General features: G+C 40.1%; 21 protein-coding genes. 15 read left to right on the top strand and 6 right to left on the bottom strand.

Annotation, left to right across the window (positions count from 1 at the left end):
* Positions 1-112 precede the first annotated feature (112 nt).
* Positions 113-1,456, top strand: coding sequence for an MATE family efflux transporter (locus tag RMA95_RS08190; protein WP_134262695.1), 1,344 nt, complete (start codon positions 113-115; stop codon positions 1,454-1,456).
* A 15-nt stretch (positions 1,457-1,471) separates the two neighbouring features.
* Here RMA95_RS08190 and RMA95_RS08185 read toward each other — a convergent pair whose 3' ends face one another.
* Positions 1,472-1,942 carry a DUF523 domain-containing protein gene (locus RMA95_RS08185; RefSeq protein WP_134262693.1) on the bottom strand — a complete coding sequence of 157 codons (471 nt, stop codon included), beginning with the start codon at positions 1,940-1,942 and terminating at the stop codon, positions 1,472-1,474.
* 519 nt (positions 1,943-2,461) lie between these two features.
* Between RMA95_RS08185 and hppD the strand changes: the two genes are divergently transcribed.
* Positions 2,462-3,517, top strand: coding sequence for a 4-hydroxyphenylpyruvate dioxygenase (gene hppD / locus RMA95_RS08180; RefSeq protein ID WP_019458597.1), 1,056 nt, complete (start codon positions 2,462-2,464; stop codon positions 3,515-3,517).
* Positions 3,518-3,581: 64 nt separating this feature from the next.
* On the opposite strand, the gene RMA95_RS08175 is transcribed toward hppD, so the two are convergent.
* The 4 genes from RMA95_RS08175 to fahA form a co-directional block, all read right to left on the bottom strand.
* Positions 3,582-4,361, bottom strand: coding sequence for a helix-turn-helix domain-containing protein (locus tag RMA95_RS08175; protein ID WP_311070104.1), 780 nt, complete (start codon positions 4,359-4,361; stop codon positions 3,582-3,584).
* 295 nt (positions 4,362-4,656) lie between these two features.
* Complete coding sequence (locus tag RMA95_RS08170) at positions 4,657-5,205, bottom strand: VOC family protein (protein ID WP_311070103.1); 549 nt, start codon at positions 5,203-5,205, stop codon at positions 4,657-4,659.
* 16 nt (positions 5,206-5,221) lie between these two features.
* Positions 5,222-5,854, bottom strand: coding sequence for a maleylacetoacetate isomerase (maiA, locus tag RMA95_RS08165; protein WP_039254011.1), 633 nt, complete (start codon positions 5,852-5,854; stop codon positions 5,222-5,224).
* Positions 5,841-7,148, bottom strand: coding sequence for a fumarylacetoacetase (fahA, locus tag RMA95_RS08160; RefSeq protein ID WP_311070102.1), 1,308 nt, complete (start codon positions 7,146-7,148; stop codon positions 5,841-5,843). Before fahA ends, maiA begins: the two co-directional genes overlap by 14 nt.
* 357 nt (positions 7,149-7,505) lie before the next feature.
* Between fahA and RMA95_RS08155 the strand changes: the two genes are divergently transcribed.
* From RMA95_RS08155 to zigA, 3 genes are all read left to right on the top strand, one after another.
* Positions 7,506-8,894 (top strand): amino acid permease, encoded by a 1,389-nt coding sequence (locus RMA95_RS08155; protein ID WP_311070101.1) that lies wholly within the window; start codon positions 7,506-7,508, stop codon positions 8,892-8,894.
* A 158-nt stretch (positions 8,895-9,052) separates the two neighbouring features.
* Positions 9,053-9,733, top strand: a complete 681-nt coding sequence (locus RMA95_RS08150) for a D-Ala-D-Ala carboxypeptidase family metallohydrolase (RefSeq protein WP_311070100.1) — start codon at positions 9,053-9,055, stop codon at positions 9,731-9,733.
* 148 nt (positions 9,734-9,881) lie between these two features.
* Positions 9,882-11,147: a zinc metallochaperone GTPase ZigA gene (zigA, locus tag RMA95_RS08145; protein ID WP_311070099.1), complete on the top strand. Its 1,266-nt coding sequence runs from the start codon at positions 9,882-9,884 to the stop codon at positions 11,145-11,147.
* A gap of 34 nt (positions 11,148-11,181) precedes the next feature.
* On the opposite strand, the gene RMA95_RS08140 is transcribed toward zigA, so the two are convergent.
* Entirely contained in the window at positions 11,182-12,294 is a 1,113-nt protein-coding gene (locus RMA95_RS08140) for an acyltransferase (RefSeq protein WP_311070098.1), read from the bottom strand.
* A 352-nt stretch (positions 12,295-12,646) separates the two neighbouring features.
* Between RMA95_RS08140 and hutC the strand changes: the two genes are divergently transcribed.
* The 10 genes from hutC to murI all read left to right on the top strand — a co-directional run bounded on the left by hutC (position 12,647) and on the right by murI (position 24,832).
* Positions 12,647-13,399: a histidine utilization repressor gene (hutC, locus tag RMA95_RS08135; protein WP_311070097.1), complete on the top strand. Its 753-nt coding sequence runs from the start codon at positions 12,647-12,649 to the stop codon at positions 13,397-13,399.
* Positions 13,396-13,971: a HutD family protein gene (locus RMA95_RS08130; protein WP_311070096.1), complete on the top strand. Its 576-nt coding sequence runs from the start codon at positions 13,396-13,398 to the stop codon at positions 13,969-13,971. Before hutC ends, RMA95_RS08130 begins: the two co-directional genes overlap by 4 nt.
* Before the next feature lie 251 nt (positions 13,972-14,222).
* Positions 14,223-15,899 carry a urocanate hydratase gene (gene hutU, locus RMA95_RS08125; RefSeq protein ID WP_002054061.1) on the top strand — a complete coding sequence of 559 codons (1,677 nt, stop codon included), beginning with the start codon at positions 14,223-14,225 and terminating at the stop codon, positions 15,897-15,899.
* An 87-nt stretch (positions 15,900-15,986) separates the two neighbouring features.
* Positions 15,987-17,525, top strand: coding sequence for a histidine ammonia-lyase (gene hutH, locus RMA95_RS08120; protein ID WP_311070095.1), 1,539 nt, complete (start codon positions 15,987-15,989; stop codon positions 17,523-17,525).
* A 64-nt stretch (positions 17,526-17,589) separates the two neighbouring features.
* Positions 17,590-19,002, top strand: coding sequence for an amino acid permease (locus RMA95_RS08115; protein ID WP_151749423.1), 1,413 nt, complete (start codon positions 17,590-17,592; stop codon positions 19,000-19,002).
* 51 nt (positions 19,003-19,053) lie between these two features.
* On the top strand, positions 19,054-20,259 hold the full coding sequence (gene hutI / locus RMA95_RS08110) for an imidazolonepropionase (RefSeq protein ID WP_191000949.1): 1,206 nt from the start codon (positions 19,054-19,056) through the stop codon (positions 20,257-20,259).
* 10 nt (positions 20,260-20,269) lie between these two features.
* Positions 20,270-21,190, top strand: coding sequence for a formimidoylglutamase (hutG, locus tag RMA95_RS08105; protein ID WP_311070094.1), 921 nt, complete (start codon positions 20,270-20,272; stop codon positions 21,188-21,190).
* 254 nt (positions 21,191-21,444) lie between these two features.
* Positions 21,445-23,271, top strand: coding sequence for a DUF885 domain-containing protein (locus RMA95_RS08100; RefSeq protein ID WP_311070093.1), 1,827 nt, complete (start codon positions 21,445-21,447; stop codon positions 23,269-23,271).
* 98 nt (positions 23,272-23,369) lie between these two features.
* A complete protein-coding gene (locus tag RMA95_RS08095) occupies positions 23,370-24,008 on the top strand; it encodes an HAD family hydrolase (protein ID WP_311070092.1) in 639 nt (212 codons plus the stop codon).
* A gap of 23 nt (positions 24,009-24,031) precedes the next feature.
* Positions 24,032-24,832: a glutamate racemase gene (gene murI / locus RMA95_RS08090; RefSeq protein ID WP_311070091.1), complete on the top strand. Its 801-nt coding sequence runs from the start codon at positions 24,032-24,034 to the stop codon at positions 24,830-24,832.
* Positions 24,833-24,871 lie beyond the last annotated feature (39 nt).

Genomic DNA, 24,871 nt, shown 5'->3' with positions numbered 1-24,871 from the left:
ATTTTAGAGGAAGCTGAATTTAGAACTGGTATGTCTTTTGCTTTGAATTGATGCACTAAAAATAACATGAATATCAACATAAATTGCAAAGAAAAAAATAAGGCTTTTTTTGATGAACCAGATTTTTAAATTATTTATTCCTATGCTCTCAAGCAATTTAATTCTAGTTTTAAGTGGATTGATTGATATTGCTTATGTTGGGCATTTTAGCAATGACCATGTCGCCGCATTATCGGTAACCTTATCTTTATATACAGTGATTTATGTCATTGGGATGGGAATTTTGCAAGGTGTGATCCTCAAGCTCTCGGAAGCTTATGGTTGCCATGACATACCCCATATTCGTCAAATCTTTATTCAAGGCATTTGGCTGATGTTATGTTCGGCATTGGTGAGTATTGGCTTGCTTTACTTGTTTCGTGATTTACCAAAATTATTTGGTGCATCTGAACATGTGGTTTCAATTACTAAAAACTGTATTTGGGTCTTGGTATTTATTTTACCTGCGCATTTACTGATGCGCTTATTTACAGCTTTGTCTCAGGTCACTGAAAATGCGCATAAGGTTTTACTATCAGATAGCATTTTTTTCATTCTTAAAATTATTTTGTCCTATCTTTTGATTTATGGTGTCGCTTCATTTTCAATTCCACCACTCGGTGCCATAGGGGCTTTGTTAGCCACTCTCATTGTACGGTGGTTTATGTTGGCTATTTATTACCTGTTTTTCCTAGAGAAAAGCTACATTTTTATTGAGCAAGCAGAACGGACGGTTGAAGATGGCCGACAAAGTCTGCGTATGATTTTAAAAATAGGCATACCCACTGCTATCATGGCGTTGATGGACGTCGTTGCATTTTGTTCGGTTGCTATTCTGATTTTGCCTTTTGGGAGTGTGGTGTCAGCAGCCCATCAAATTGTCGCGAGCACGGGTGGTTTTATGTTTATTTTTCCCTCCTCAATTGCCTCGGCTTATAGCATTTTGGTATCGCGATCTATGGGCAGTGGCAACATGGAAGAAGCAAACAAAATTGCCAGACAAAGTATATGGGTAATTATGGCAGTGAGTGGTAGTCTGTCCCTAGGTTTATGGTTGGAGCGAGACTTAATTGTCACCTTTTATTCAGATGATTTGGCTGTGCAGGTTTTGGCTGCATCACTGCTGTTAATTGTCTGTATATCTCATTTTCTAGATGGCTTCATGACCTTACTCACCTCTTTGCTGCGCTGTTGGGATGTGTCAATTTTACCCATGCTGATTTTTTTAGTCGTGGTGTTATGTTTCGGATTGGGTGGTGGTTGGTGGATGGCCTATAAAGGGCTGTATTGGGGGAGTCATTCGATTTCTGCAATGGGAATTTATGGTTTTTGGAGTATGGCTGCCATAAGTTATTTAGTGGCTTGTCTAATGAGCGCCTTATGTTTCCGTTTTAGAAAACAATTAAGAGGATTTTGATTGAGCAGACAATGGTTAAAGAGGGTGTGCTGCTAACCAATCTTCAATTTCGTTTTCAGAAATCACTTTAAAACCATGGCGCTGTAACAGTGCTGTGGTAATCCCAACACCCGTAATCTTCTCGCCTTGAAAAGTTCCGTTATAAATTTTTTGACTGCCGCAAGATGGGCTATTTTCTTTTAAAACCACACAACTTGCTTTTATTTGCTGTGCAATTTCTAGAGTGCGGTGAGCACCTTTTAAATATAAGTCTGTTACATCTAAACCAGATGAATCAGTAATTTTTGCCTTGCCATCAAGCACATCTTGACCTGTTCCTCCTACAATTTCTGCGGGTAAGCGAGGCGTGCTAAATCCACCTAATAACTCTGGGCAAAGTGCATGGGCTTTTTTATTTAAAAATAACTGCTGAAGCGTAGTGTGCAAGCATGATCGGCCGTCATAACGTACAGGTTCACCAATTAAACAAGCACTGATTAAAATCATGAGTTTTCCGCCGTTAGAACTTTAAAAGCCATGTGAGTGTACCCAATGATTTATAAAATATGAAATCTAAATCAGGCGCAAACAAACCAAGTAAATTGATCAATAAATTACACAATTCATAATTAAATTATGTATTGCATAATTTAATTGTTTTTAGTAGCATCTGTTTTAAGGTAAATGGCCATTGGAGGTCCAACAAGGATGTTGGCCTCCATAAATCTAGGAATGACTTTAGGAAAAGGCGATTTTTAAAGGTTTATTGAAAAATCTCAATCGTACTTTTAGATAAGAAAGGACTGTGTGTATGGAAAATAAACACCATATAGAAGGGAAATTAATCATCGGCTTCGTGCTCACTCAATCATCGTTTTAATTATTGGTTTTTTTCTCATAGGATGCGTTGGGCTAAGGCATTTTGACGGTTCAAACACTCTCCCAGCAAATGCGTATTCTATAGAGAAAGGAGCTGACCAGATCAGCAGAAATAAACGGATCAGGTAATCACCAGAGGGAAACTAGATGGATATTTTAGAGAACCCATTAGAACTATGCGGTTTTGCATTTATTGAGTTTGTTTCAAAAGAAAATGAATTAGATACAATTTTTGAAACCATCGGCTTTTCAAAAGTAGCCAAGCATAAATCGAAAAAAGTGTACTTATGGCGTCAAGGAAATATCAATATTATCCTGAATTATCAGCCAGAATCTTATGCTTCATTCTTTTTCAATGAGCATGGCCCATCTGCTTGCGCAATGGGATTCAAAACACGTGATGCGGCAAAAGCTTTTAAAAAGGCTGTTGAGCTTGGTGCAGAACCAATGCAATCTAATATTGGGCCAATGGAGCTTAACATTCCTGCAATTAAAGGTATTGGTGGCATGCCAATCTTCTTGGTTGACCGTGACATTTATGAAAATGACTTTGTTTTCTTTGATGATGCGCAGCGTCACCCAGAAGGTGCGGGTTTAAATGAAATTGACCACTTAACTCATAACGTCTACAAAGGCCGTATGGAGTACTGGGCAAATTTCTACGAGAAGATTTTTAACTTCCAAGAAATTCGTTACTTCGACATTAAAGGTGAATATACAGGTTTAACATCTAAAGCGTTAACTGCTCCAGATGGCATGATCCGTATTCCTTTAAATGAAGACTCAGACAAGGGTAACGGTCAGATTGCAGAATTCTTAGCTGATTTTAATGGCGAAGGTATTCAGCATATCGCGTTTATTTGTGATGACTTAATTTCGACTTGGGATAAGTTAAAAGGTTTGGGTCTACAATTTATGACTCCACCGCCAAACACGTATTATGAAATGTTGGAAGACCGTTTACCTGAGCATGGCGAACCGACTAGTGAATTACAGCAGCGCGGTATTTTGCTTGATGGTAATACTAAAGATGGTCAGAAGAAGCTTTTATTGCAAATCTTCTCTCAAAACATGATTGGACCAGTATTCTTCGAATTCATTCAACGTAAAGATGACGACGGTTTTGGTGAAGGTAACTTCAAGGCACTGTTTGAATCGATTGAACGTGACCAAATTCGCCGTGGCGTTCTCGAAGCAAAATAAGTTTTGCTTTGTCTCTAATCTAAAAAACCAAGAGCAATGCTCTTGGTTTTTTTATGGCTAATGATTAGCGGCTTTTAATATATTGATTAATTAAATTAATCTCATTTTTAAGCGTTTCAATAATTTTACTTTGTGGGTCGACGGGTAAAAACATTTCGCTATCCAGTGCCACAATACAAAACTCAATGCTCTGGTTTGAGTTAAATACTGGTAGACCTACTGCGTTAATACCTGTGAGTAAATCACCTTTCGCTGCTGACATTTGTTGCTGGCGGATCGTCTCTTTAAGTTCTAAAAATTCTTGCCAGTTGCGTGGGGCAATGTTTAGTCCCAGTTCCTGATGCTTTTGCCATTCGGCTTCCATTAAGGGGCGAACAAAATGCTCTGGAAGATAAGAAGCAAATAAACGTCCTGCAGCAGAATTAACTAAAGGCATAATCGAGCCGACTTTAGTGACAATCGAAATAGGGTGGTTAGACTCAATTGACTGAACCACGACAGGGCCTTTCGGGGACCATTTACTAATTTGTATGCCGCAACCAATTTTGTTTTGTAGGTCGTAAATTAAATGCTGTACGAGCTGTAGTGTGTCGCTATGTTGAACACAGTTTAGACCTAAGCGCCATGCCTGATCGCCTAGGGCATATTGACCATCATCAAGCTGTTTTGCATATTCCATACGAATAAGGCTAACCAGATAGCGGTGTACTTTAGCCGGATGCATTTCTAGCTTGCTAGATAGATCTTTGAGAATAATAGGTTGATTGTGTTCCAAAAGGGCGTTTAGTACAGATAAACCGACTTCAAGTGATTGAACCCCCCCAGATACTTTTTCTTCAATCATTTAAATACCCTTAATAAATTTACTTCAGCTGTTAAACAGTGACGATCAAAACATAAATTGAAATTGCTGCGATTTACATCATGCCTGAGCCTCGCGAGAAATAGAAATCACCTTTTTCTATTAGCGAAATTGGCATGTTTAATAATAAACAATTTTCTAAAATCACTATGCTCTCATTTATAGCGCAATTTTCTAGAAATTTAGCGTTTTTAAATAATATAAATCGGCATTGATATAGAAACGTTTATTCAAACAATTCTAATCAATGCCGATTTTTTAGTTTGCTGTTTTAAAATTAGGTTCCTAACTCTTCTTCATGTAAGAAGTGAGTGTGGTGTGGAGCGCGTTTGGTTTTGCTCCATTCATCTAACATTTCAGCTTTCATTTCTTCAGTAATTTTTGCAATTTTTTCTTCAGCATGAACATCGTTATAAGTCAGTTCTAAACGATGGCCATTTGGGTCGAAGAAATAAATTGAGTGGAAAATTCCATGGTTCGTCACGCCCAACACTTTCACGTCATTTTCTTCTAAATGTTGTTTCGCAGCCATTAGGGCATTTAAATCTTCAACTTCAAAAGCAATATGTTGAACCCATTGAGGCGTATTTTCGTCTCGACCCATTTCTGGTTGAGTTGGTAATTCAAAAAATGCCAAAACGTTGCCTTGACCAGCATCTAGGAATAAATGCATATAAGGATCAAAGGCTTTCGTTGATGGAACATGGTCTTCAGCAAAAGCTAAGATAAAGTCCATGTTGAGCATTTTTTTATACCACTCAACAGTCTCTTTCGCATCCTTACAACGATATGCAACGTGATGTATTTTTTTAATGGCAAATGTCATGTTGAAACTCCTTTTACTATTCCCAATCTGGTTGTTGTTCTGGTGCCGCGTTATAGAAGGCTGGGATAGACAAACAATGTTGATAAATTGATTCAATTTTTGGAAACGCAGATAAATCTATCTTGAAGCGTTTCGCGTTGTAGACTTGTGGAATCAGGCAGCAATCGGCAATCGTTGCTTGTTGTCCAAAGCAAAATTGCCCGTTTGAATCTTGAAGTTGCTGTTCGAGACTTTGAAAGCCTTCAATAATCCAGTGCTGATACCAATAATTTTTTTGTTCGTCCGAGACATTTAAGTCATTTTTTAAATATTTCAGAACGCGTAAGTTGTTTAAGGGGTGAATATCACAAGCGATTGCTTGTGCAAAAGCACGGATTTTGGCTCTCTCTTTCACATCATTTGGAAGTAGTTTGGTTTCTGGATATTGTTCATCTAGATATTCCAAAATACTTAATGACTGTGACAAGGTTAAATCGCCGTCCACTAAAGTTGGCACTAAGGCACTGCGATTTAACTTTAAATAGTCTTCACTTTGCTGCTCATTTTTAACCAAATGAACTGGTGCAGTTTCATAAGCGAGACTTTTAAGGTTGAGTCCAATCCGTACTCTGTAAGCTGCAGAGCTACGAAAGTAACTATACAGCTTCATAGTCAGGCTCCGAAGTTTCTGCAAAATCAAAATCTAATGCAGGAAGTACAGTGTTTCGAACTTCACCAAAGCCAATACGGATACCATTTTTCTCACAGTGACCTTTCATAATGAGCGTATCGCCGTCTTGTAAGAAACCACGAGTTTCACCATTGGCAAGTGTTAATGGTTTAGTGGTGTTCCAAGTGAGCTCAAGCAAGCTGCCATAAGAGTCCGGTGTGGAGCCAGAAATAGTACCTGAACCCATCAAGTCGCCAACCTGAACGTTACAGCCTCCAATGGTGTGGTGAGTCAGCTGCTGAGCCATAGACCAATACATATATTTGAAGTTGGTTTTACAGATCACATCAGTTTGTGCTGATTTTGGTGTTTGAATCTCAACACTCAAATTAATGTCGTAACTGTTGGCGATATTTTCTTGTAAATAAGCGAGTGGTTTTGGTTCTTGTTTCGGGCCTTCAACTTTAAATGGTTCAAGTGCTTCAAGCGTTACCACCCAAGGTGAAATAGCGCTAGCAAATGATTTTGAGTTGAATGGACCTAGAGGAACGTATTCCCATTGCTGGATATCACGTGCTGACCAGTCGTTTAGCAGAACCATTCCGAAAATATGGTCCCAAGCATTTTCAATCGAGATAGGCTGCCCCAACTGAGTTGGTTTTCCTACAATAAATGCTGTTTCAAGTTCGAAATCGAGTTTACGCGTTGCAGAAAAAACTGGACGTTCTTCATTTGGAAGTTTGATTTGACCTGATGGGCGTACCACTTGAGTTCCGCTCACTACAACAGAGCTAGCACGACCGTTATAACCTACAGGTAATTCGGTCCAGTTTGGAAGCAAGGCATTTTTAGGGTCACGGAACATACAGCCGACATTGGTCGCGTGTTCTTTAGAAGAATAAAAATCGGTATAGCCAGGTACGCGAACAGGTAAATGTAAAGTTACGCTGTCTTGCTTAACTAGAACTTCCTGACGTAATGCTTGGTTTTCTTGAAGTGTTAAATTTTCAACTGAAAGAAGAGACTGTAATGTTTTACGAACTTTAGACCAGTTGGCTTTGCCTGATTCAATAAATTTATTCAGTGTAGGCTGGTTAAAGTATGTGTCTTGATCTGAAAGTTTTAAAAGACCGTGCTTTTCAAGAGCAGCGAGATCAATGACCCAATCACCAATAGCTACACCGACCTGACGCTCGCCTTCGGTTGTTCTACTAAAAATACCATAAGGCAAATTATGAATAGTGAAATCAGATTGAGGTGAAACTTCAATAAAAGAGTTTAGTTTTTGTTCCATTTTCGCTTCCTTGTCTTCATCTCGTGTCTTATACAAATAAAAGTTCGGTCTAGGGACTGAGCTACTCAATAAGTTTTAACCTTGGTTAGATCATTTTTTTACTTATGAGTTTGATATAGACCGAGCACAACCAATTGCTTCATGGTTCTTATAATACTGAATTCATAAAATTACGCAATACATAATTTAATTACACATTGCATAATAATTGTTATTTCTTGCATTTTCTGTTTTCATGCGCGGTTATGAGAAAAGTAACGCAATTATTTTTTCATCAATCTCTATGAAAATCTGATCAATTTATGATATACGTAATTTATTGGAAAAAAATTACGTGACAAGGATGAGAATAATCATATGTCAACACAAGAGCAAGGAAACCTGAAACACGGTTTGAGTAATCGTCACATCCAGCTGATTGCATTGGGTGGAGCGATTGGTACAGGGCTGTTTCTTGGTATATCACAATCGATTAAATTGGCAGGTCCGTCGGTAATCTTGGGTTATGCGATTGCAGGATTTATTGCTTTTTTAATGATGCGCCAGCTCGGTGAAATGGTAGTCGAAGAGCCAGTAAGTGGTTCTTTTAGTCATTTTGCTTACAAATATTGGGGACCATTTGCAGGCTTCATGTCAGGATGGAACTACTGGGTACTTAACGTACTGGTATGTATGGCAGAGTTAAGTGCAATTGGTCTGTATATTCAATATTGGTGGCCGCAAATCCCAACGTGGGCATCCGCGCTAACGTTCTTTATTCTCATTAATGGTATTAATTTATTGCACGTTAAGTTTTTTGGCGAAATGGAATTTTGGTTTTCCATTGTTAAAATCTTAGCAATTTTAGCCATGATTGCTTTCGGTTCGTATTTACTTGCAACCGGTACAGCAGGGCCACAAGCAAGTATCAGTAACCTTTGGGCATTAGGCGGTTTCTTCCCGTTTGGTGTTGAAGGCTTGGTGATGGCAATGGCAGTCATTATTTTTGCTTTTGGCGGTATCGAGCTTTTCGGTATTACTGCGGCTGAAGCACGTGACCCAGACAAAACCTTACCTAAAGCGGTAAATCAGATTATCTATCGTATTTTGATTTTCTATATTGCAACGCTTCTTGTTTTATTCTCATTATTCCCTTGGAATCAAATGGCACAAGGCGGCAGTCCTTTTGTAATGGTGTTTGCTTCTTTAGACAGTCAAGGCGTTGCGACTTTACTCAACTTCGTGATTTTGACTGCTGCGGTTTCAGTTTATAACGGTACAAGCTATTGCAGTAGCCGTATGTTGTTAGGCCTTGCTCAGCAAGGAAATGCACCAAAAGTATTTGCACGTATTAATAAACGCGGTATCCCAACCAATGCAGTGATCCTTTCTGCGGCAGTCACTATTTTATGTGTGTTGTTAAATTACATTTTTCCTGAAAAAGCGTTTGGTTTGCTCATGATGCTTGTAGTTGCAGCGATTGTGATTAACTGGGTAGTCATTTCATGGACACATTTAAAATTCCGTAAATTCATGATCCGCCAAGGTCAAACCACTAAATTCCCAAGTTTCATGTATCCATTTAGCAACTATCTTTGCATCGTGTTCATGCTTGGAATTTTAGTTGTCATGTCGCTAACACCAGATATGCGTGTGGCGGTGATGATGATTCCGGGTTGGATTTTGTGCTTAATGGTGGCTTATCAATTTAAACGCCGTAAGTTAAAAGCTGAGCAGCCTGTACATGCTTTAGAAGCAGATATGTAATCAGGTCTGAGTTAGAAATTAAAAAGGACGTATTAATGCGTCCTTTTTTATTTTTAAAATTTACAACAGAAATTAAAGGACTTTATAATTGTTATATTATAACATCTCTTAAATGAATAACTAAGGCTTCCCGATGTTCAGGGAGGAACAACATATTTATGAAATATTCCTATTTAGGTTTAATCTTACTTTCTCTTACCGCGTGTACGACTCAAACACCCAAGCCAACGGTTTCTAAGCATCCTCACTCTTTGCCTCAGCCATCTAAAACAGTGGTAAGAATAAAACAACAACCCGAAGATTATATTGTTTGGATCGCAACCGCAGATCACGCGCAGTCTGTACAAGCTTATAAGCAATTTCTTAAGCAGAAAGGACTTGCCAATGTAGTGCCAGATTATGAGTTATTACGTTCAGCTCGAGACTGGCAAAAATGTGGAGTTGAGCCTTATGCGGTGCCGCCGAGAGAGGTTTGGCCCAATATTGTTCCGACGCTTAGCATTTTAAAAGCATTAGTTGACGATGGTGTAATTAACGATTTTGAAGTGACATCGGCTTATCGAGCTTTATCTTTAAACCGCTGTGCGGGTGGGGCTGATGCTTCTCGACATGTCTTTAATGCAGCGCTTGATTTTCGAATTGGGCCAGAACAGCCTAGCGACTTAGACCAGTTTAATATTCAACAAACCAAAACCAAGCTTTGTCAGTTCTGGGAAACCAAAGGGCAAGCTCTTAATATGGGTCTTGGTGTGTATGCTTCGGGACAAATCCATATTGATAGCCAAGGGTTCCGTTCATGGGGACCTGACCATCACTATAGAACCTCAATTTGTCAGTGACTATAAAAGCAATTTTTTCAAAGACTAAGTGTATTGGCTTAAATAAAACTGGAATAAAAACTTGATCAATAGTTATGTTATAACATAACATTATTGTGGTTTAGAAATAGATTACGCCTGTGATCTGGCCCTATTTAAATGGCCAGCCATGATCAGTTTAAATAATATTCAAAGAGATCAAGCCATGCACACTGCAATCGCCAACTCATTTGCCAAGCTTCCCGTCACTGTTTTATCGGGCTTTTTGGGTGCAGGAAAGACCACATTACTCAACCATATTTTAAATAATCGTGAAGGCCGCCGTATTGCCGTGATTGTTAATGATATGTCTGAGGTAAACATTGATGCGGCATTAGTACGCGAAGGTGGGGCGGAGCTTTCTAGAACTGATGAAAAACTGGTTGAAATGAGCAATGGCTGTATCTGCTGTACGCTACGAGAAGATTTATTGGTTGAGGTGAGACGCTTAGCCGATGAAGGGCGCTTTGATCAATTGGTGATTGAGTCGACAGGTATTTCAGAGCCCCTACCTGTTGCAGAAACCTTTACCTTTGAAGATGAAGATGGAAATTCTTTAAATGAATTCGCTCGACTCGATACTATGGTCACAGTAGTCGATGCCTTTAACTTTCTTAAAGACTACAGTTCAGTCGACTCACTGCAACAGCGTGGTGAGTCCTTGGGTGAACAAGATGAGAGAACCGTAGTCGACTTACTTATTGATCAGATTGAATTTTGTGATGTGATTATGCTGAATAAAATTGACCTGATTGATCAGGCTCAGCAAGACCAACTCATCGCGATTTTAAAAACGCTAAACCCGCGTGCTCGAATTGAAATTGCTCAATTTGGAAAGATCGCTTTAGATAAAATTTTAAATACACAGTTATTTGACTTTGATGAAGCTGCACAAGCACCGGGCTGGTTAAAAGAGTTACGTGGGGAGCATACGCCAGAGACTGAAGAGTATGGCATTAGTAGCTTTGTTTACCGCGCGCGCCGACCTTTCCATCCAGAGCGTTTTTATGATTTGGTACAGGCTGAATGGCCGGGAGTCGTGCGTTCTAAAGGCTTTTTCTGGTTGGCTGCTGAACCGACATTGGCTTATTCATGGTCACAAGCGGGAGCAATGGCTCGACATGGCCTAGCAGGTTATTGGTGGGCGGCCGTTGCAGAAGAAGATTGGCCGAGTGACCTTGCCAGTATTGAAGAAATTAAGAAAAACTGGGATGCACGCACAGGTGATGCGCGTCAGGAACTGGTGTTAATTGGTATGCAAATGGATGAGCAAGCTTTAATACAACGCTTCGACCGTTGCCTGTTAAGTGATGAAGAAATGGCTTTAGGACCACAAGCTTGGCAGAACTGGTCGAACCCTTTTAAGCAAGATGATGAAACTATGTTGATTGCTTAATAAAATAAAGCCCCTATTTTAAAGGGGCTTATTTTTATGATTTATCTTTAATGAAAATCTTTCGAATGTAGCTGTTAAGCGGTGTCGAATAATATTTTTCAATCGCTGCGCTGATAATAAAGGTCAGAATCAGATAGCCAATTAAAAGCATAATTTTGATGCTAGCGTCGGTTTGAGCTGGAACAAAAGCAACTTTCATAAGACCCAGCACAACCAGATGAAACAAATAAGTCTCATAACTTCTTTGCCCTAACCAGACCATCACTTTAGTCAATGAGTTATGCGCCTGTGTTTCGGAAGGATGCTGAAAACACAAAATGAGTAAGCCTGTGGCAAGAGCAAATAAGCTAATACCCCATGTGCTGACTTCTTTAATTGGCGCATATAAATATAGCGCGGTCATGCTCAAAATAAGCAACCAACAAAAAGGTTTTTTATAAGTCCAGTTTGGTCGATATGTATGAGAAAAAATCGCCGTTAAACAGCCAATCGCTATGCCATCAAAACTTGAAAAATAATGATATAAATAGGCGCCGCTTTCTTCCCCAAAATGCAGAGATCTAAAATAAGGCCCGTATAAAATTACTCCAACAAGTACAGCAATAAAGACCTTATTACTACGCGTGAACAGGCACAATAATGGAAAAACAAAGTAAAAAACTTCTTCTACAGAGAGCGACCATAACACGCCCAAAGCGTAGTTTACCCAACCAAATTTAATAATCAGGATATTCATCCAGAAGGTTAAAGCTGCAAATATGGTTAAGGGATAGGAAACCTCAATGCCATTGGGGGCTTGGTTCATAAAGGGTTTTAAGTCAAATGAACCAAGTATGCTGACCCCTAAAATGAGTAATATCAGACACGGTAAAATACGTGCTGCCCGTCGGATATAAAAATGCTTGAGGTTAATTGCGGAAAACTGTTTGTCTCGTTTTAACGTGTGATGGGTGATTAAAAAACCCGAAATCACAAAAAACATGGTGACGCCATAATTTCCGTTTCTTGCGATGACTGTGCTAAATGCTTCACCTAAAAAATCAAAACCTAAACATGTATCTTTAAGTTTATAAGGAATATTAAAATGATGTAAAAGAACCAACAGGATAGACATTCCACGCAGAATATCTATTTTATAATTACGCATTCGATGTGCTTCCAGCTTTATTAATATACTGTGTGGCAGAAGAATACTATCGATCAGTTATTTTAAATAAAAATTTTAAGCATCATTTCGTAAACCAGAAAAGACCATATTTTTGCTTCTTTGAATTGAGCCAAGGCATAGCAGAAATAATTATTAAATAAATATTTATAAAGCCTTTATATATTTGAATTTCTCTACATAAAACTTTAAATTAGCTCTTGTCGAGCTATGTTTATTTTTTAAACTTTTTAAAATCTATTTAATTCATCAATTAACATGTTGTATGTGGTTGTATATACATAGCATGTCAAATAAAATACTGTTTTGCCTGCCGCCTTTTTGAGTATTTGTTATGCCCAGAACATCAAAACAAGAACATGTTGAGCTTTCGATTGAAGCTGATAGTCCAGTTCCTTTATATCAACGCGTAAAACAACTGATTTCACAAAAAATTTATGAAGGTTCATGGGCTGTAAATAAAAAAATTCCTTCGGAAAGTGAGTTGGTCAATCAACTTGGCTGTAGCCGTATGACGGTAAACCGTGCGCTTCGTGAATTAACGACTGAAGGGTTGTTGGTTCGAATTCAAGGCGTTGGTTCGTTCGTTGCTGAAGGGCAAGGCCGAACTGCACTTTTTCAAATTAATAATATTGCCGATGAGATTATTGCACGAAACCATAAGCACCACGCTGAAGTTTTAGTCTTAGAACAAATTTATGCAAATGCAGAGCAAAGCGTGTTAATGCAGACTCGCGAAGGGCAAAGATTATTTCACTCGATTATTGTGCATTATGAAAATGATGTACCTGTTCAGGTCGAAGATCGTTTGGTTGATGCAGCGCTTATTCCAGATTATCTACAACAAGATTTTAAAACCATTACGCCTAATGCTTACCTCATGGCGAAAGCACCTGTGTCAGAGGGTGAACATATTGTTGAGGCAGTTTTAGCATCACCGCAAGAGTGTAAATGGTTGAAGATTACCAAAGCTGAACCATGCTTACTGATCCGTCGCCGTACATGGTCAAACAAACAACTCATTTCAAGTGCGCGTTTGATTTATCCGGGTAGCCGCTATTATCTCGAAGGGAAATTTAACCCATGATTGAATTGATCAGGGCCGATCAATATACAAAAATGCTTTGGAAAAACGGTGCGGGCTTTACTTTAGAGATTGCGCGAAGCCAAGGTGAGGCTGACTTTGAGTGGCGCATTTCGATGGCTGATGTGACCACTTCTGGGCCATTTTCGCTATTTCCCAATAAGCAGCGCATTATTAGCGTACTCGATGGACAGGGCATGGTATTGCATGTCGATGATCTTCCTGCCAAAACGCTGAACCAAGGCGATATTTTTGCTTTTCATGGTGAGAGTCAGGTTCAAAGTGAACTGGTCGACGGTGCAATTCGAGATTTAAATTTAATTTATGACCCTGCAAAGTTTCATGCTCGTTTTCAGTGGTTGAATGATGCAGCGGAGCAGGCATTTATTAGCTCGGCAGACCTGATTTTTATTTTTAATCAGGGTGGTGAAACACAAGTAAATGTGGATGATCATTCCGTTCAGCTTGCTGCTCACGAGACGCTAAAAATTGGGAAAAACGCTGGCGTGACATCAATCAGTTTTCCCAAAAAACAACTCAAAAGCTGCTATGTCATTGAGTTAATTCAACGATAAAAAGACATCATTTACGACTTAAAAAGCACATGTCGATTTAAAAGATATGTGCTTTTTTTATGCCTAATATAAAAATAAATTAATTTAATTCATAAGCTTATTCAATTTTTTTAAAAAAATATGGATCACCCTCTTCACGCCGAAAAATATTTGTGTAGTATATGGATGTATATACAAGTTAATACATTACTATACAAATGCAGAGACAAGTGATGTTCTGCTGATGTAAGCTCAAAGGAAGGAGTCCGACTGTGACAACAACGACAACAAAATTTCGTGATGTAGAAATTCGTGCACCACGCGGCACTGAATTAACGGCTAAGAGTTGGTTAACTGAAGCCCCATTACGTATGTTGATGAATAACCTTGATCCGGACGTTGCAGAAAACCCGAAAGAGTTAGTTGTATACGGCGGTATTGGTCGTGCAGCACGAAACTGGGAATGTTTCGACAAAATTGTAGATACGTTAAAAAATCTTGAAACTGATGAAACTTTATTGGTTCAATCAGGCAAACCAGTAGGTGTATTTAAAACTCATAAAGATGCACCACGCGTTTTAATTGCAAACTCAAACCTTGTACCGCACTGGGCAAACTGGGAACACTTCAACGAGTTAGACGCAAAAGCACTTGCAATGTACGGTCAAATGACAGCAGGTTCATGGATCTACATTGGTAGCCAAGGCATTGTACAAGGTACTTATGAAACTTTCGTTGAGGCAGGCCGCCAACACTACAACGGTGATTTAAAAGGTCGTTGGGTTCTTACCGCTGGTTTAGGTGGTATGGGTGGCGCTCAGCCTCTAGCTGCAACACTTGCAGGTGCGTGTTCTTTAAATATTGAATGCCAACAAGCAAGTATCGATTTCCGTTTACGTACCCGTTATGTAGACGAACAAGCGACTGATTTAGACGACGCTTTAGCGCGTATTGACCGCTATACAAAAGAAGGTAAAGCAATTTCAATTGCGCTTCATGGTAACGCTGCTGAAATTTTACCTGAGCTTGTTCGCCGTGGTGTACGTCCAGACATGGTGACTGACCAAACAAGTGCACACGATCCACTCAATGGCTACTTACCAGTAGGTTGGACTTGGGATGAATACCGTGAACGTGCGAAAACTGAACCGGAAGCTGTGGTAAAAGCTGCAAAACAGTCGATGGCAAAACACGTACAAGCGATGCTCGATTTCCAAAAAATGGGTGTCCCAACATTTGACTATGGTAATAACATCCGTCAAATGGCGAAAGATGAAGGCGTAGCAAACGCTTTTGATTTCCCAGGCTTCGTACCTGCGTACATCCGTCCATTGTTCTGCCGTGGTATTGGTCCATTCCGTTGGGCAGCACTTTCTGGTGACCCAGAAGATATTTATAAAACAGATGCCAAAGTTAAAGAGTTAATTCCTGATGATGAACATTTACATCACTGGTTAGACATGGCGCGTGAACGCATTAGCTTCCAAGGCTTACCAGCACGTATTTGTTGGGTTGGTCTAGGCTTACGTGCAAAACTTGGTTTGGCATTTAACGAAATGGTTCGTAGCGGTGAATTGTCTGCACCAGTTGTGATTGGTCGTGACCACTTAGACTCAGGTTCGGTTGCAAGTCCAAACCGTGAAACTGAAGCAATGCAAGATGGCTCAGACGCAGTATCAGACTGGCCTTTATTAAATGCGTTGTTAAATACAGCAGGCGGCGCAACTTGGGTGTCTTTACATCACGGTGGTGGTGTAGGTATGGGCTTCTCTCAACACTCAGGCGTTGTGATTGTGTGTGATGGTACAGATGAAGCTGCTGCACGTATTGCTCGCGTACTGACCAATGACCCTGCAACAGGTGTTATGCGTCATGCCGATGCAGGTTATGAAATTGCGATTAACTGTGCGAAAGAGCAAGGCTTACACTTGCCAATGATCACGCAATAAAAATACATGGAAGAACTAGCGGTGCTTTTTGCAATTGTGAAAAGCACCGTCTCAGCAGAATATAGTGCAAAAAATTAGGAAGCCAACATGGAATTACTTATCCAACCGGGAAAATTGACCTTAGCCGATTTACGTCAAGCGTACCTTAACCCGATCAAAGTTAAATTGGATGAAAGTGCTTCATCTGCAATTGATGCAAGTGTGGCTTGCGTTGAGAAAATTGTAAATGAAGGGCGTACAGCTTACGGTATTAACACGGGCTTTGGCTTACTTGCGTCAACCAAAATCGCTCCTGAAGATTTAGAAAAGTTACAACGTTCATTGGTTCTTTCGCATGCAGCAGGTGTAGGTGAAGCACTTGATGATGCAATGGTTCGTTTAATTATTCTATTGAAAGCAAATAGCTTGGCGCGTGGTTTCTCTGGTATTCGTCGTAAAGTAATTGATGCTTTGTTGGCTTTAATTAATGCCCAAGTTTACCCACACATTCCACTTAAAGGTTCAGTAGGCGCTTCAGGTGACTTGGCACCACTAGCACACATGTCTTTAGTGTTACTTGGTGAAGGTAAGGCACGTTATAAGGGTGAATGGTTACCAGCAGTTGAAGCTTTAAAAGTTGCAGGTTTAGAACCAATTTCTTTAGCTGCTAAAGAAGGTTTGGCACTTTTAAACGGTACACAAGTGTCAACTGCTTATGCATTACGTGGCTTGTTTGAAGCTGAAGACTTGTTTGCTGCTGCAACGGTTTGTGGTGGCTTAAGTGTTGAAGCAATGTTGGGTTCACGTGCACCATTCGATGCTCGTATTCACGAAGTACGTGGCCAACGTGGTCAAATTGATGTAGCTGCGGCTTATCGTGACCTTTTAACAGACTCAAGTGAAATTGCACATTCACATGAAGACTGTAGCAAAGTTCAAGACCCGTACTCTTTACGTTGCCAACCACAGGTGATGGGTGCATGTTTGACGCAAATCCGTCAGGCTGCTGAAGTATTAGAAATTGAAGCAAATGCTGTATCGGATAACCCGCTTGTTTTTGCTGAACAAGGTGACGTGATTTCTGGTGGTAATTTCCATGCAGAACCTGTTGCAATGGCGGCAGATAATTTAGCATTGGCGATCGCTGAAATTGGCTCACTGTCTGAACGTCGTATTTCGATGATGATGGACCGCCACATGTCACAACTTCCACCATTCTTGGTTGCAAATGGCGGTGTTAACTCAGGCTTTATGATTGCACAAGTGACAGCTGCTGCACTTGCGAGCGATAATAAGGCATTAGCACATCCTGCAAGTGTTGATAGTTTACCAACTTCTGCCAATCAGGAAGACCACGTATCGATGGCTCCGAATGCCGGTAAGCGTCTTTGGTACATGGCTGACAACGTTCGTGGCATTTTAGCTGTTGAATGGTTAGGCGCTTGTCAGGGTTTAGACTTCCGTGAAGGTTTAAAAAGCTCGCCTAAACTTGAACAAGCTCGTAAAATCTTGCGCGATCAAGTTCCTTACTACAGCGAAGATCGTTTCTTTGCTCCGGATATCGAACAAGCTAGCGAATTGCTTGCGAGTGGTTGCCTAAACAAGTTACTCATTCCAAAACTGCTCCCTAGTTTATCTGAAGTGTGATTGATAAAACGGTCACATGGAGTGGCCGAATCCAACTAAATTTCCTCAAGGATTGGAGATTAAAATGTCACAAAACTCCACACTACAGCGGGGTTTGAACACCCGCCATATTCGTTTCTTGGCATTGGGCTCAGCAATTGGAACTGGGCTTTTCTATGGTTCGGCAACTGCCATCAAAATGGCAGGGCCTTCAGTATTACTTGCGTATATCGTTGCAGGGATTGCAATTTATATCGTTATGCGCGCACTGGGTGAAATGGCTGTCCATAACCCTGTCTCTGGCTCATTCAGTCACTATGCATCTCAGTACATTGGTCCGTTGGCAGGTTTTACGACTGGGTGGACTTACGTGTTTGAAATGGTGATTGTTGCAATTGCCGATGTCACTGCGTTTGGTATTTATATGGGGTTCTGGTATCCCGATGTACCGCGGTGGATCTGGATTTTGTCTCTCATTATGTTCTTGGGTGCAATTAACCTTATTCATGTAAAAGTCTTTGGTGAACTCGAATTTTGGCTTTCAATTGTCAAAGTCAGTGCCATTGTTGCCATGATTATCGGTGGTTTAGGCCTTATGTTTTATGGCTTCCATGTTGATCACAGCAATGTTGTACCGGGGCTTCAAAACCTATGGATTTATGATGGTTTCATGCCGCATGGTATTGCAGGTTTAGTGGCATGTTTATCTGTAGTTGTATTTGCCTTTGGCGGTATCGAAATTATTGGTTTAACCGCAGGTGAGTCACAAGACCCGAAAACCACCTTACCAAAAGCAATTAATGCTGTTCCAGTCCGTATTTTACTGTTCTATGTACTCACTATTTTTGTACTGATGTCGATTTTCCCATGGAACCAGATTGGTAGCCAAGGTAGCCCGTTTGTACAAATTTTTGAAAACTTAGGCATTAAATCTGCTGCAAATATTTTAAACGTTGTGGTGGTAACTGCTGCAATTTCAGCAATTAACAGTGATGTATTTGGTGCAGGCCGTATGTTGTACGGTATGGCAAATCGTGGTCAAGCACCGCAAGTGTTCAAGAAACTTTCACGTAATGGTGTGCCTTGGATGACTGTTGTGGTTATGGCTGGCGTGCTGTTAATTGGTGTGGTACTGAACTACCTGATTCCTGAAAATGTATTTGTCATCATTGCATCAATTGCAACGTTTGCAACTGTTTGGGTATGGCTCATGATCTTGCTTTCGCAAGTGGCAATGCGCCGTAAATTATCTACTGCTGAAATTAAGGCACTGGATTTCCCTGTATTCGGCTGGCCATATGCACCTGCTTTTGCAATCGGGTTTATGGTGTTCATTTTAGTGATGATGGGCTACTTCCCAGACTCGCGTCCTGCAATTTATGTAGGTGCGGCATGGCTTGTTCTGTTAACCATTGCGTATCGCATTTGGGTAAAGCCGGAGCAAAGCTTGGGAAAGGAAAGTGAGCCTGTCCAGCAAAACATAGAAATGGAAAGCTAACAAATCAACTGCCCAATGGTTTTACTGTTGGGCAGTTTCGAGGATAGGCTAATGAAAAAACTTTGGCAGAACTGCCATATTGCCACCATGCAAAATGGGCAATATTCTTATATCGAAGATGCTGCAATTGTTACCGAAGGGCATCTCATCCATTGGATTGGAAAACAACAACAACTTCCTACCGACACTTATTCCGAAACAGTTGACCTAAATGGTGCTTGGGTGACCCCAGGTTTCATCGACTGTCATACGCATAGTGTATTTGGTGGCAACCGTAGCGTTGAGTTTGAAAAGCGCTTACAAGGCGTAAGTTATGCTGAAATTGCTGCAAGCGGTGGCGGTATTGCAAGTACAGTACGCGCAACCCGTGAAGCCAGCGAAGAACAATTACTTAAATCAGCCCTTAAGCGTATTCGCTGCATGCAGCAAGACGGTGTAACGACTATCGAAATTAAGTCTGGCTACGGGCTCAACTACGAAAATGAGCGCAAAATGCTGCGTGTGATCCGTCAAATTGGTGAAGCTTTACCAATGACAGTCAAAAGCACCTGTTTGGCTGCTCATGCTTTACCGCCAGAATACAAAGACCAAAGCGATGCTTATATCGAGCATATCTGTACAGAAATGCTGCCTAAATTGCACGCTGAAGGTTTAGTCGATGCTGTAGATGCATTCTGCGAGCATTTGGCATTTTCACCCGCTCAGGTCGAACGTGTTTTTAAAACAGCACAATCATTGGGGCTACCCGTTAAGCTTCATGCTGAGCAGCTTTCATCGCTAGGTGGTTCAAGCTTGGCAGCACGTTATCATGCTTTGTCGGCTGACCATTTAGAGTACATGACCGAAGATGATGTCAAAGCTATGGCAGAGTCGGGTACGGTTGCTGTGTTATTGCCGGGTGCCTTTTACCTATTACGTGAAACACAATACCCACCGATTGAAAGCCTGATTAAGCATGGCGTGCGTATTGCGCTGTCGAGTGATTTAAATCCGGGGACATCTCCGGCACTTTCTGTGCGTTTAATGCTGAATATGGGCAGTACGCTCTTCCGTTTAACGCCTGAGCAAGCATTAGCAGGTGTCACCATTCATGCGGCACAAGCGCTTGGTTTAGAGCAAACGCACGGCAGTTTAGAGCAAGGTAAAGTCGCTGACTTTGTGGCTTGGGATATTGAACATCCATCTGAAATTGTTTACTGGCTTGGCGGAGATTTGCCTAAGCGAGTCGTTCAGCATGGACAAGAAGTTATTTTTTAAACGGTGTCACATGAATCACACATTTAAATGGCAAGGCCGACATGATGGCGAGGGTGAAGCACATCAACGTATTCACCATATTGTGAATACCACCCAACATGCCGAATTTGCCCTGATTGGTTTTAGCTCCGATGAAGGCGTGAAACGTAACAAAGGCCGAGTTGGTGCTGCCGATGCGCCAGATGCGATTCGCACACAACTGGCTAACTTACCGATTCATCACCCAGTGAGTCTGGTTGATTTGGGTACAGTGACTTGTGAATATGAGAATTTAGAGCAAGCACAAAGCGAGTTAGCAGAACAAGTCGCAAATAGCCTGCAAAATGGTTTAAAGCCGATTGTATTGGGCGGTGGACATGAAGTTGCATTTGGTAGCTTTAGTGGTCTGTTCCAATATGTACAAGCCCACGCGCCAGATAAAAAAATAGGCATTATTAATTTCGATGCCCATTTCGATTTGCGTGAAGCAGAGCATGCCACCTCTGGAACACCTTTTTTACAAGCAGCAAGGCTTTCAGAACAGCATCAAAAACAATTTAATTACTTATGTATTGGGGTTGCCAACCATGCCAATACTAAAGTTTTGTTTGATACCGCCGATGCTTTAAATTGTTCATATTTAAGAGATCATGAGGTTAATATTTTTAACCTACCAAACGTGCTTGCAGCGGTAGATGCTTTTATTGCAAAAGTAGATTGCCTGTACGTTACGATTGATTTAGATGTCTTCGCGGCTGCGGTTGCACCGGGGGTCAGTGCGCCAGCCGTAAAAGGAATTGATTTAGCCACTTTTGAAGCAATTTTTAAGCATATTCAAGAGACTGGAAAAATCAAACTTTTAGATATTGCCGAGTGCAATCCAAAATTTGATTTAGACAATAGAACAGCAAAACTGGCTGCCTATATTGTTTATCAATATTTGTTTTCTTGAGAAACAATTTTTAATGTAGAAATGAAAAAGTGCACTGAGATCGCTCATGTGCGCTTTTTTTTGACTTTCTGGTAAATTAAAGTCAAATAGGGAATATAGATAGCAACTATAAATAATTTAATTAAAAAGAAAATTAATTTATAAAATCATTGAGTTAAAAAAATACTCGATTTTTACACTATTTTTTAGGTTGCTTGGCACGTAATTTGTTTTGTCTATATTTTAAACTTCGTTAAATATGTTTGGATAATTAAATGAAAAACAGAACCTTACATTTTGCTTGTATCAGTATTTTATTTTGGATGTCTCATTCTTCTAATGCTACACCCCCCGAAATAAATACAAATACCACCGAAAAATCACAAGCTAAACAAAACAGTAATGTCTCTGTTCGGGTGAAAGCTTTAAATCAGCTTTTACAAGAACAATGGGAATATACTTTGAAAAATAACCCTGAAACTGCCACGACATTAGGCGATTTACGCTACAACGATCGATGGACCGAGTCTTCAAAAAATCAGATTGAGAAAGATAAAAAAACTACTCAAAATTTTTTAAAACGTTTTGAAGCAATCGATAGCACAGGATTTTCAGCAACTGATCAATTAAATAAAGATTTAATGATTTATCAGTTGAAAGAGACACTTAAAAGTTATGATTTGAAATTGTATGAGATGCCTTTTAATCAAATGTGGGGGCTACATTTACAATTTCCGGGATTTATTAGTTCGATTCCCTTTGATAATGCTAAACAATATCAAGACTATATTGCTCGTTTAAAACAAATTCCTATCATTCTTGATCAAGGTATTCAGTTAGCGAAACAAGGGCAAAAAGACGGGTTGATGCCACCCAAGTATTTAATTGAAAAAGTGGCAAAGCAGATTAATAGCATTGCAACTCCCGCAGGGAAAGACAGTGTGTTTGCTTCTCCATTAAAGCAATTTCCAAATAATATTTCGAAAGCAGAACAAGAACGTTTAAGCCGTGAAATCCTACAGGCCATAGATCAAAATGTTCGGCCTGCTTATCAAAAACTTGGAACGTTTATTCAGAAAGATTACTTACCTCATGGACGACAACACGAGGGTATATGGAGCTTGCCAAACGGTGACGAGCTTTATCGTTTTTATGTAGAAAATAATACGACCACACTAGAGAGCCCTGAAAATATTCATCAGCTCGGATTGAAAGAAGTTGCTCGTATAGAAGCGGAAATGCTGAAAATTGCTAAAGCACAAGGTTTCAATGACTTAAAAAGTTTCCAACAATCCTTAAAAACAAATCCCGCTGTTTTCCCAAAATCTCGTGAAGAAATTTTAGAGATTTATCGCGGGTATATTGCCCAAATGCAACCAGAGTTGCCGAAGCTATTTGGTTTATTACCTAAAAATAAAGTCGAAGTTTTACCTGTAGAGCAATATCGAGAAAAAGAAGCGGCAGGTGCGGAGTATCATCAAGGCACGCCTGATGGTTCACGCCCCGGACAAGTTTATGTAAATACTGGCGACTTCTCTGAACGTTCCAAAATATCAATGGAAGCGACTGCTTACCATGAGGCAATTCCCGGCCACCATATGCAGATTGATATTGCCCAAAACCTGCCAAACTTGCCGATGTTCCGAAAGCAGCCCAACCATACCGCTTATATTGAAGGATGGGCACTTTATGCCGAGCAGTTGGGTAAAGATGTTGGTTTCTATAAAGACCCGCTTTCGGACTATGGAAGACTATCGAGTGAGTTGTTCCGTGCTTGTCGTTTAGTGGTGGACACTGGCGTACATTATAAAAAGTGGACCCGTCAGCAAATGATTGATTTTATGCGGGAACACTCAGCTTTAGATGAACCTGATATTCAGGCAGAGACTGATCGCTATATCGCTATTCCTGCCCAAGCATTGGCATACAAAATGGGCCAACTCAAAATTTTAGAGCTACGAGAGCTTGCGAAACAGGAGCTTGGAGACCGTTTTGATATCAAAGCGTTCCACGACATGGTTTTAAATGCAGGAACCTTGCCTTTAAATATACTCGATGCCCGTATTAAAAATTGGATAAAGGAACAAAAAGCGGCAGCTTAAAATAAATTCGAAATTTAGGTCAGGTCCTCGTTGGGCCTGATTTAAAAACCAATAGAAAACAGAATATAATAATAAAAAATATATTTTCGAAACTAGAAATGGAAAAAAACCTAAAAGAATATCAGGCTATTATTTTTGATTTAGATGGCACTTTAGTCGACTCCTTTCATTTTTTTCTAAGCGTTTTAAATCAACTTTCCGCAAAGTATAAGTTTAAATCGGTAAGCCTTCACGAAGTCGAGTACTACAAACAACTTACGCCTAGAGAAATTATGAAAGAGATGAATGTCTCTCGATGGAAACTGCCTTGGATTGCGAAAGATTTTATTCAGTTAATGAAAGAAAGAGATGAAGAAATTCATTTGTTTGAAGGTATGCGGGACCACTTAATTGAACTGCATAAGCGTGGATATACGCTCGCAATTATTACTTCAAACTCTAAAGAAAACTGTCAAAATGTACTGGGTAAAGAACTCTGTGAGCTTTTTAGTCATATTGATGGCGGCTCGTCTATATTTGGCAAAGCGAAGCGGATAACGCGTGTTCTCAACATTTTGGATGTAAGTAAAAACCATGCCATTTATGTCGGCGACCAAACCACTGATGGCGAAGCTGCACATAAAGCAGGCATTGATTTTGCTGCGGTAGGTTGGGGTTATACATCGGCCGAAAAATTAAAAACCATTCAGCCCAAAGTCGTGCTCACAGACTTGGCAACCATGAAAGAATTCTTCTAAATACATGAAATACAGGATAAATCATGAATAACAATAACAACCCGATTGGAATGATTGATTCTGGTTTAGGCGGGCTGTCTCTCTTTAAGCATATTCGGGAGGCTCTTCCAAATGAAGATATTATCTATTTCGCCGACTCGAAATATGTCCCTTATGGAGATAGAGAAAGCGACTGGATTGTTTCACGAACCACGCATTTAATTTCAAACTTAGTTACTCATGGCAAATGCAAAGCGATTGTGATTGCTTGTAACACCATGACGGCCGTAGCGGTTGAAACGATTAGAGCGCAAATTAATGTGCCGCTTATTGCGATAGAACCAGCGGTAAAACCTGCTGTGGCAATGACCGTGAGCAAGCATATTGCTGTTTTGGCAACTGCCACCACTGTGAAGGGCAAAAACTTAAAAAGTTTAATTGAAACGTATGCGCAAGATATTAAAGTGTCTTTGGTGCCTTGTATTGGTTTGGCCGAAAAAATTGAAACGGGCAAAGCACATACCGCGGAGGTTAAAGATTATTTAAAAAATATTTTGGCACCGTTGGTCGAGCAAAAAGTCGATACGATTATTTTAGGATGCACACATTATCCATTTGTTTCAGACACGATTCAGGAAATTGTAGGCTCTGATATTCAAATTATTGAGCCTTCGGAAGCTGTAACAGCGCAATTAATTCGGCAGCTCAATCAATATCATTTAAATTCTGAAAGTCCAAATGAGGGAAATCATATTATTTGGACCAGTTCAGACCCGTTGGAAGTTGCGGATGTTACTTTTTCTTTGTTAGGTAAGCATTTACCTGTAAAAGATATCGCAATATAAATTTTATAAGGATGGTAAGAGAGCTTTCTCTTACCATCT

The sequence above is a fragment of the Acinetobacter sp. V110_1 genome, assembly GCF_031798975.1.
GTDB classification, from domain to species: Bacteria; Pseudomonadota; Gammaproteobacteria; order Pseudomonadales; family Moraxellaceae; genus Acinetobacter; species Acinetobacter nosocomialis_A.
The sequence above is the reverse complement of the archived record's forward strand: the minus strand, read 5'-3'. Positions and strand labels throughout refer to the sequence as shown.

Excerpts from the sequence above, each read along its gene's own strand:
- RMA95_RS08190 (WP_134262695.1), top strand. The coding sequence starts at position 113 with ATGAACCAGATTTTTAAATTATTTATTCCTATGCTCTCAAGCAATTTA.
- RMA95_RS08185 (WP_134262693.1), bottom strand. The coding sequence starts at position 1,942 with ATGATTTTAATCAGTGCTTGTTTAATTGGTGAACCTGTACGTTATGAC.
- hppD (WP_019458597.1), top strand. The coding sequence starts at position 2,462 with ATGGATATTTTAGAGAACCCATTAGAACTATGCGGTTTTGCATTTATT.
- RMA95_RS08175 (WP_311070104.1), bottom strand. The coding sequence starts at position 4,361 with ATGATTGAAGAAAAAGTATCTGGGGGGGTTCAATCACTTGAAGTCGGT.
- RMA95_RS08170 (WP_311070103.1), bottom strand. The coding sequence starts at position 5,205 with ATGACATTTGCCATTAAAAAAATACATCACGTTGCATATCGTTGTAAG.
- maiA (WP_039254011.1), bottom strand. The coding sequence starts at position 5,854 with ATGAAGCTGTATAGTTACTTTCGTAGCTCTGCAGCTTACAGAGTACGG.
- fahA (WP_311070102.1), bottom strand. The coding sequence starts at position 7,148 with ATGGAACAAAAACTAAACTCTTTTATTGAAGTTTCACCTCAATCTGAT.
- RMA95_RS08155 (WP_311070101.1), top strand. The coding sequence starts at position 7,506 with ATGTCAACACAAGAGCAAGGAAACCTGAAACACGGTTTGAGTAATCGT.
- RMA95_RS08150 (WP_311070100.1), top strand. The coding sequence starts at position 9,053 with ATGAAATATTCCTATTTAGGTTTAATCTTACTTTCTCTTACCGCGTGT.
- zigA (WP_311070099.1), top strand. The coding sequence starts at position 9,882 with ATGATCAGTTTAAATAATATTCAAAGAGATCAAGCCATGCACACTGCA.
- RMA95_RS08140 (WP_311070098.1), bottom strand. The coding sequence starts at position 12,294 with ATGCGTAATTATAAAATAGATATTCTGCGTGGAATGTCTATCCTGTTG.
- hutC (WP_311070097.1), top strand. The coding sequence starts at position 12,647 with ATGCCCAGAACATCAAAACAAGAACATGTTGAGCTTTCGATTGAAGCT.
- RMA95_RS08130 (WP_311070096.1), top strand. The coding sequence starts at position 13,396 with ATGATTGAATTGATCAGGGCCGATCAATATACAAAAATGCTTTGGAAA.
- hutH (WP_311070095.1), top strand. The coding sequence starts at position 15,987 with ATGGAATTACTTATCCAACCGGGAAAATTGACCTTAGCCGATTTACGT.
- RMA95_RS08115 (WP_151749423.1), top strand. The coding sequence starts at position 17,590 with ATGTCACAAAACTCCACACTACAGCGGGGTTTGAACACCCGCCATATT.
- hutI (WP_191000949.1), top strand. The coding sequence starts at position 19,054 with ATGAAAAAACTTTGGCAGAACTGCCATATTGCCACCATGCAAAATGGG.
- hutG (WP_311070094.1), top strand. The coding sequence starts at position 20,270 with ATGAATCACACATTTAAATGGCAAGGCCGACATGATGGCGAGGGTGAA.
- RMA95_RS08100 (WP_311070093.1), top strand. The coding sequence starts at position 21,445 with ATGAAAAACAGAACCTTACATTTTGCTTGTATCAGTATTTTATTTTGG.
- RMA95_RS08095 (WP_311070092.1), top strand. The coding sequence starts at position 23,370 with ATGGAAAAAAACCTAAAAGAATATCAGGCTATTATTTTTGATTTAGAT.
- murI (WP_311070091.1), top strand. The coding sequence starts at position 24,032 with ATGAATAACAATAACAACCCGATTGGAATGATTGATTCTGGTTTAGGC.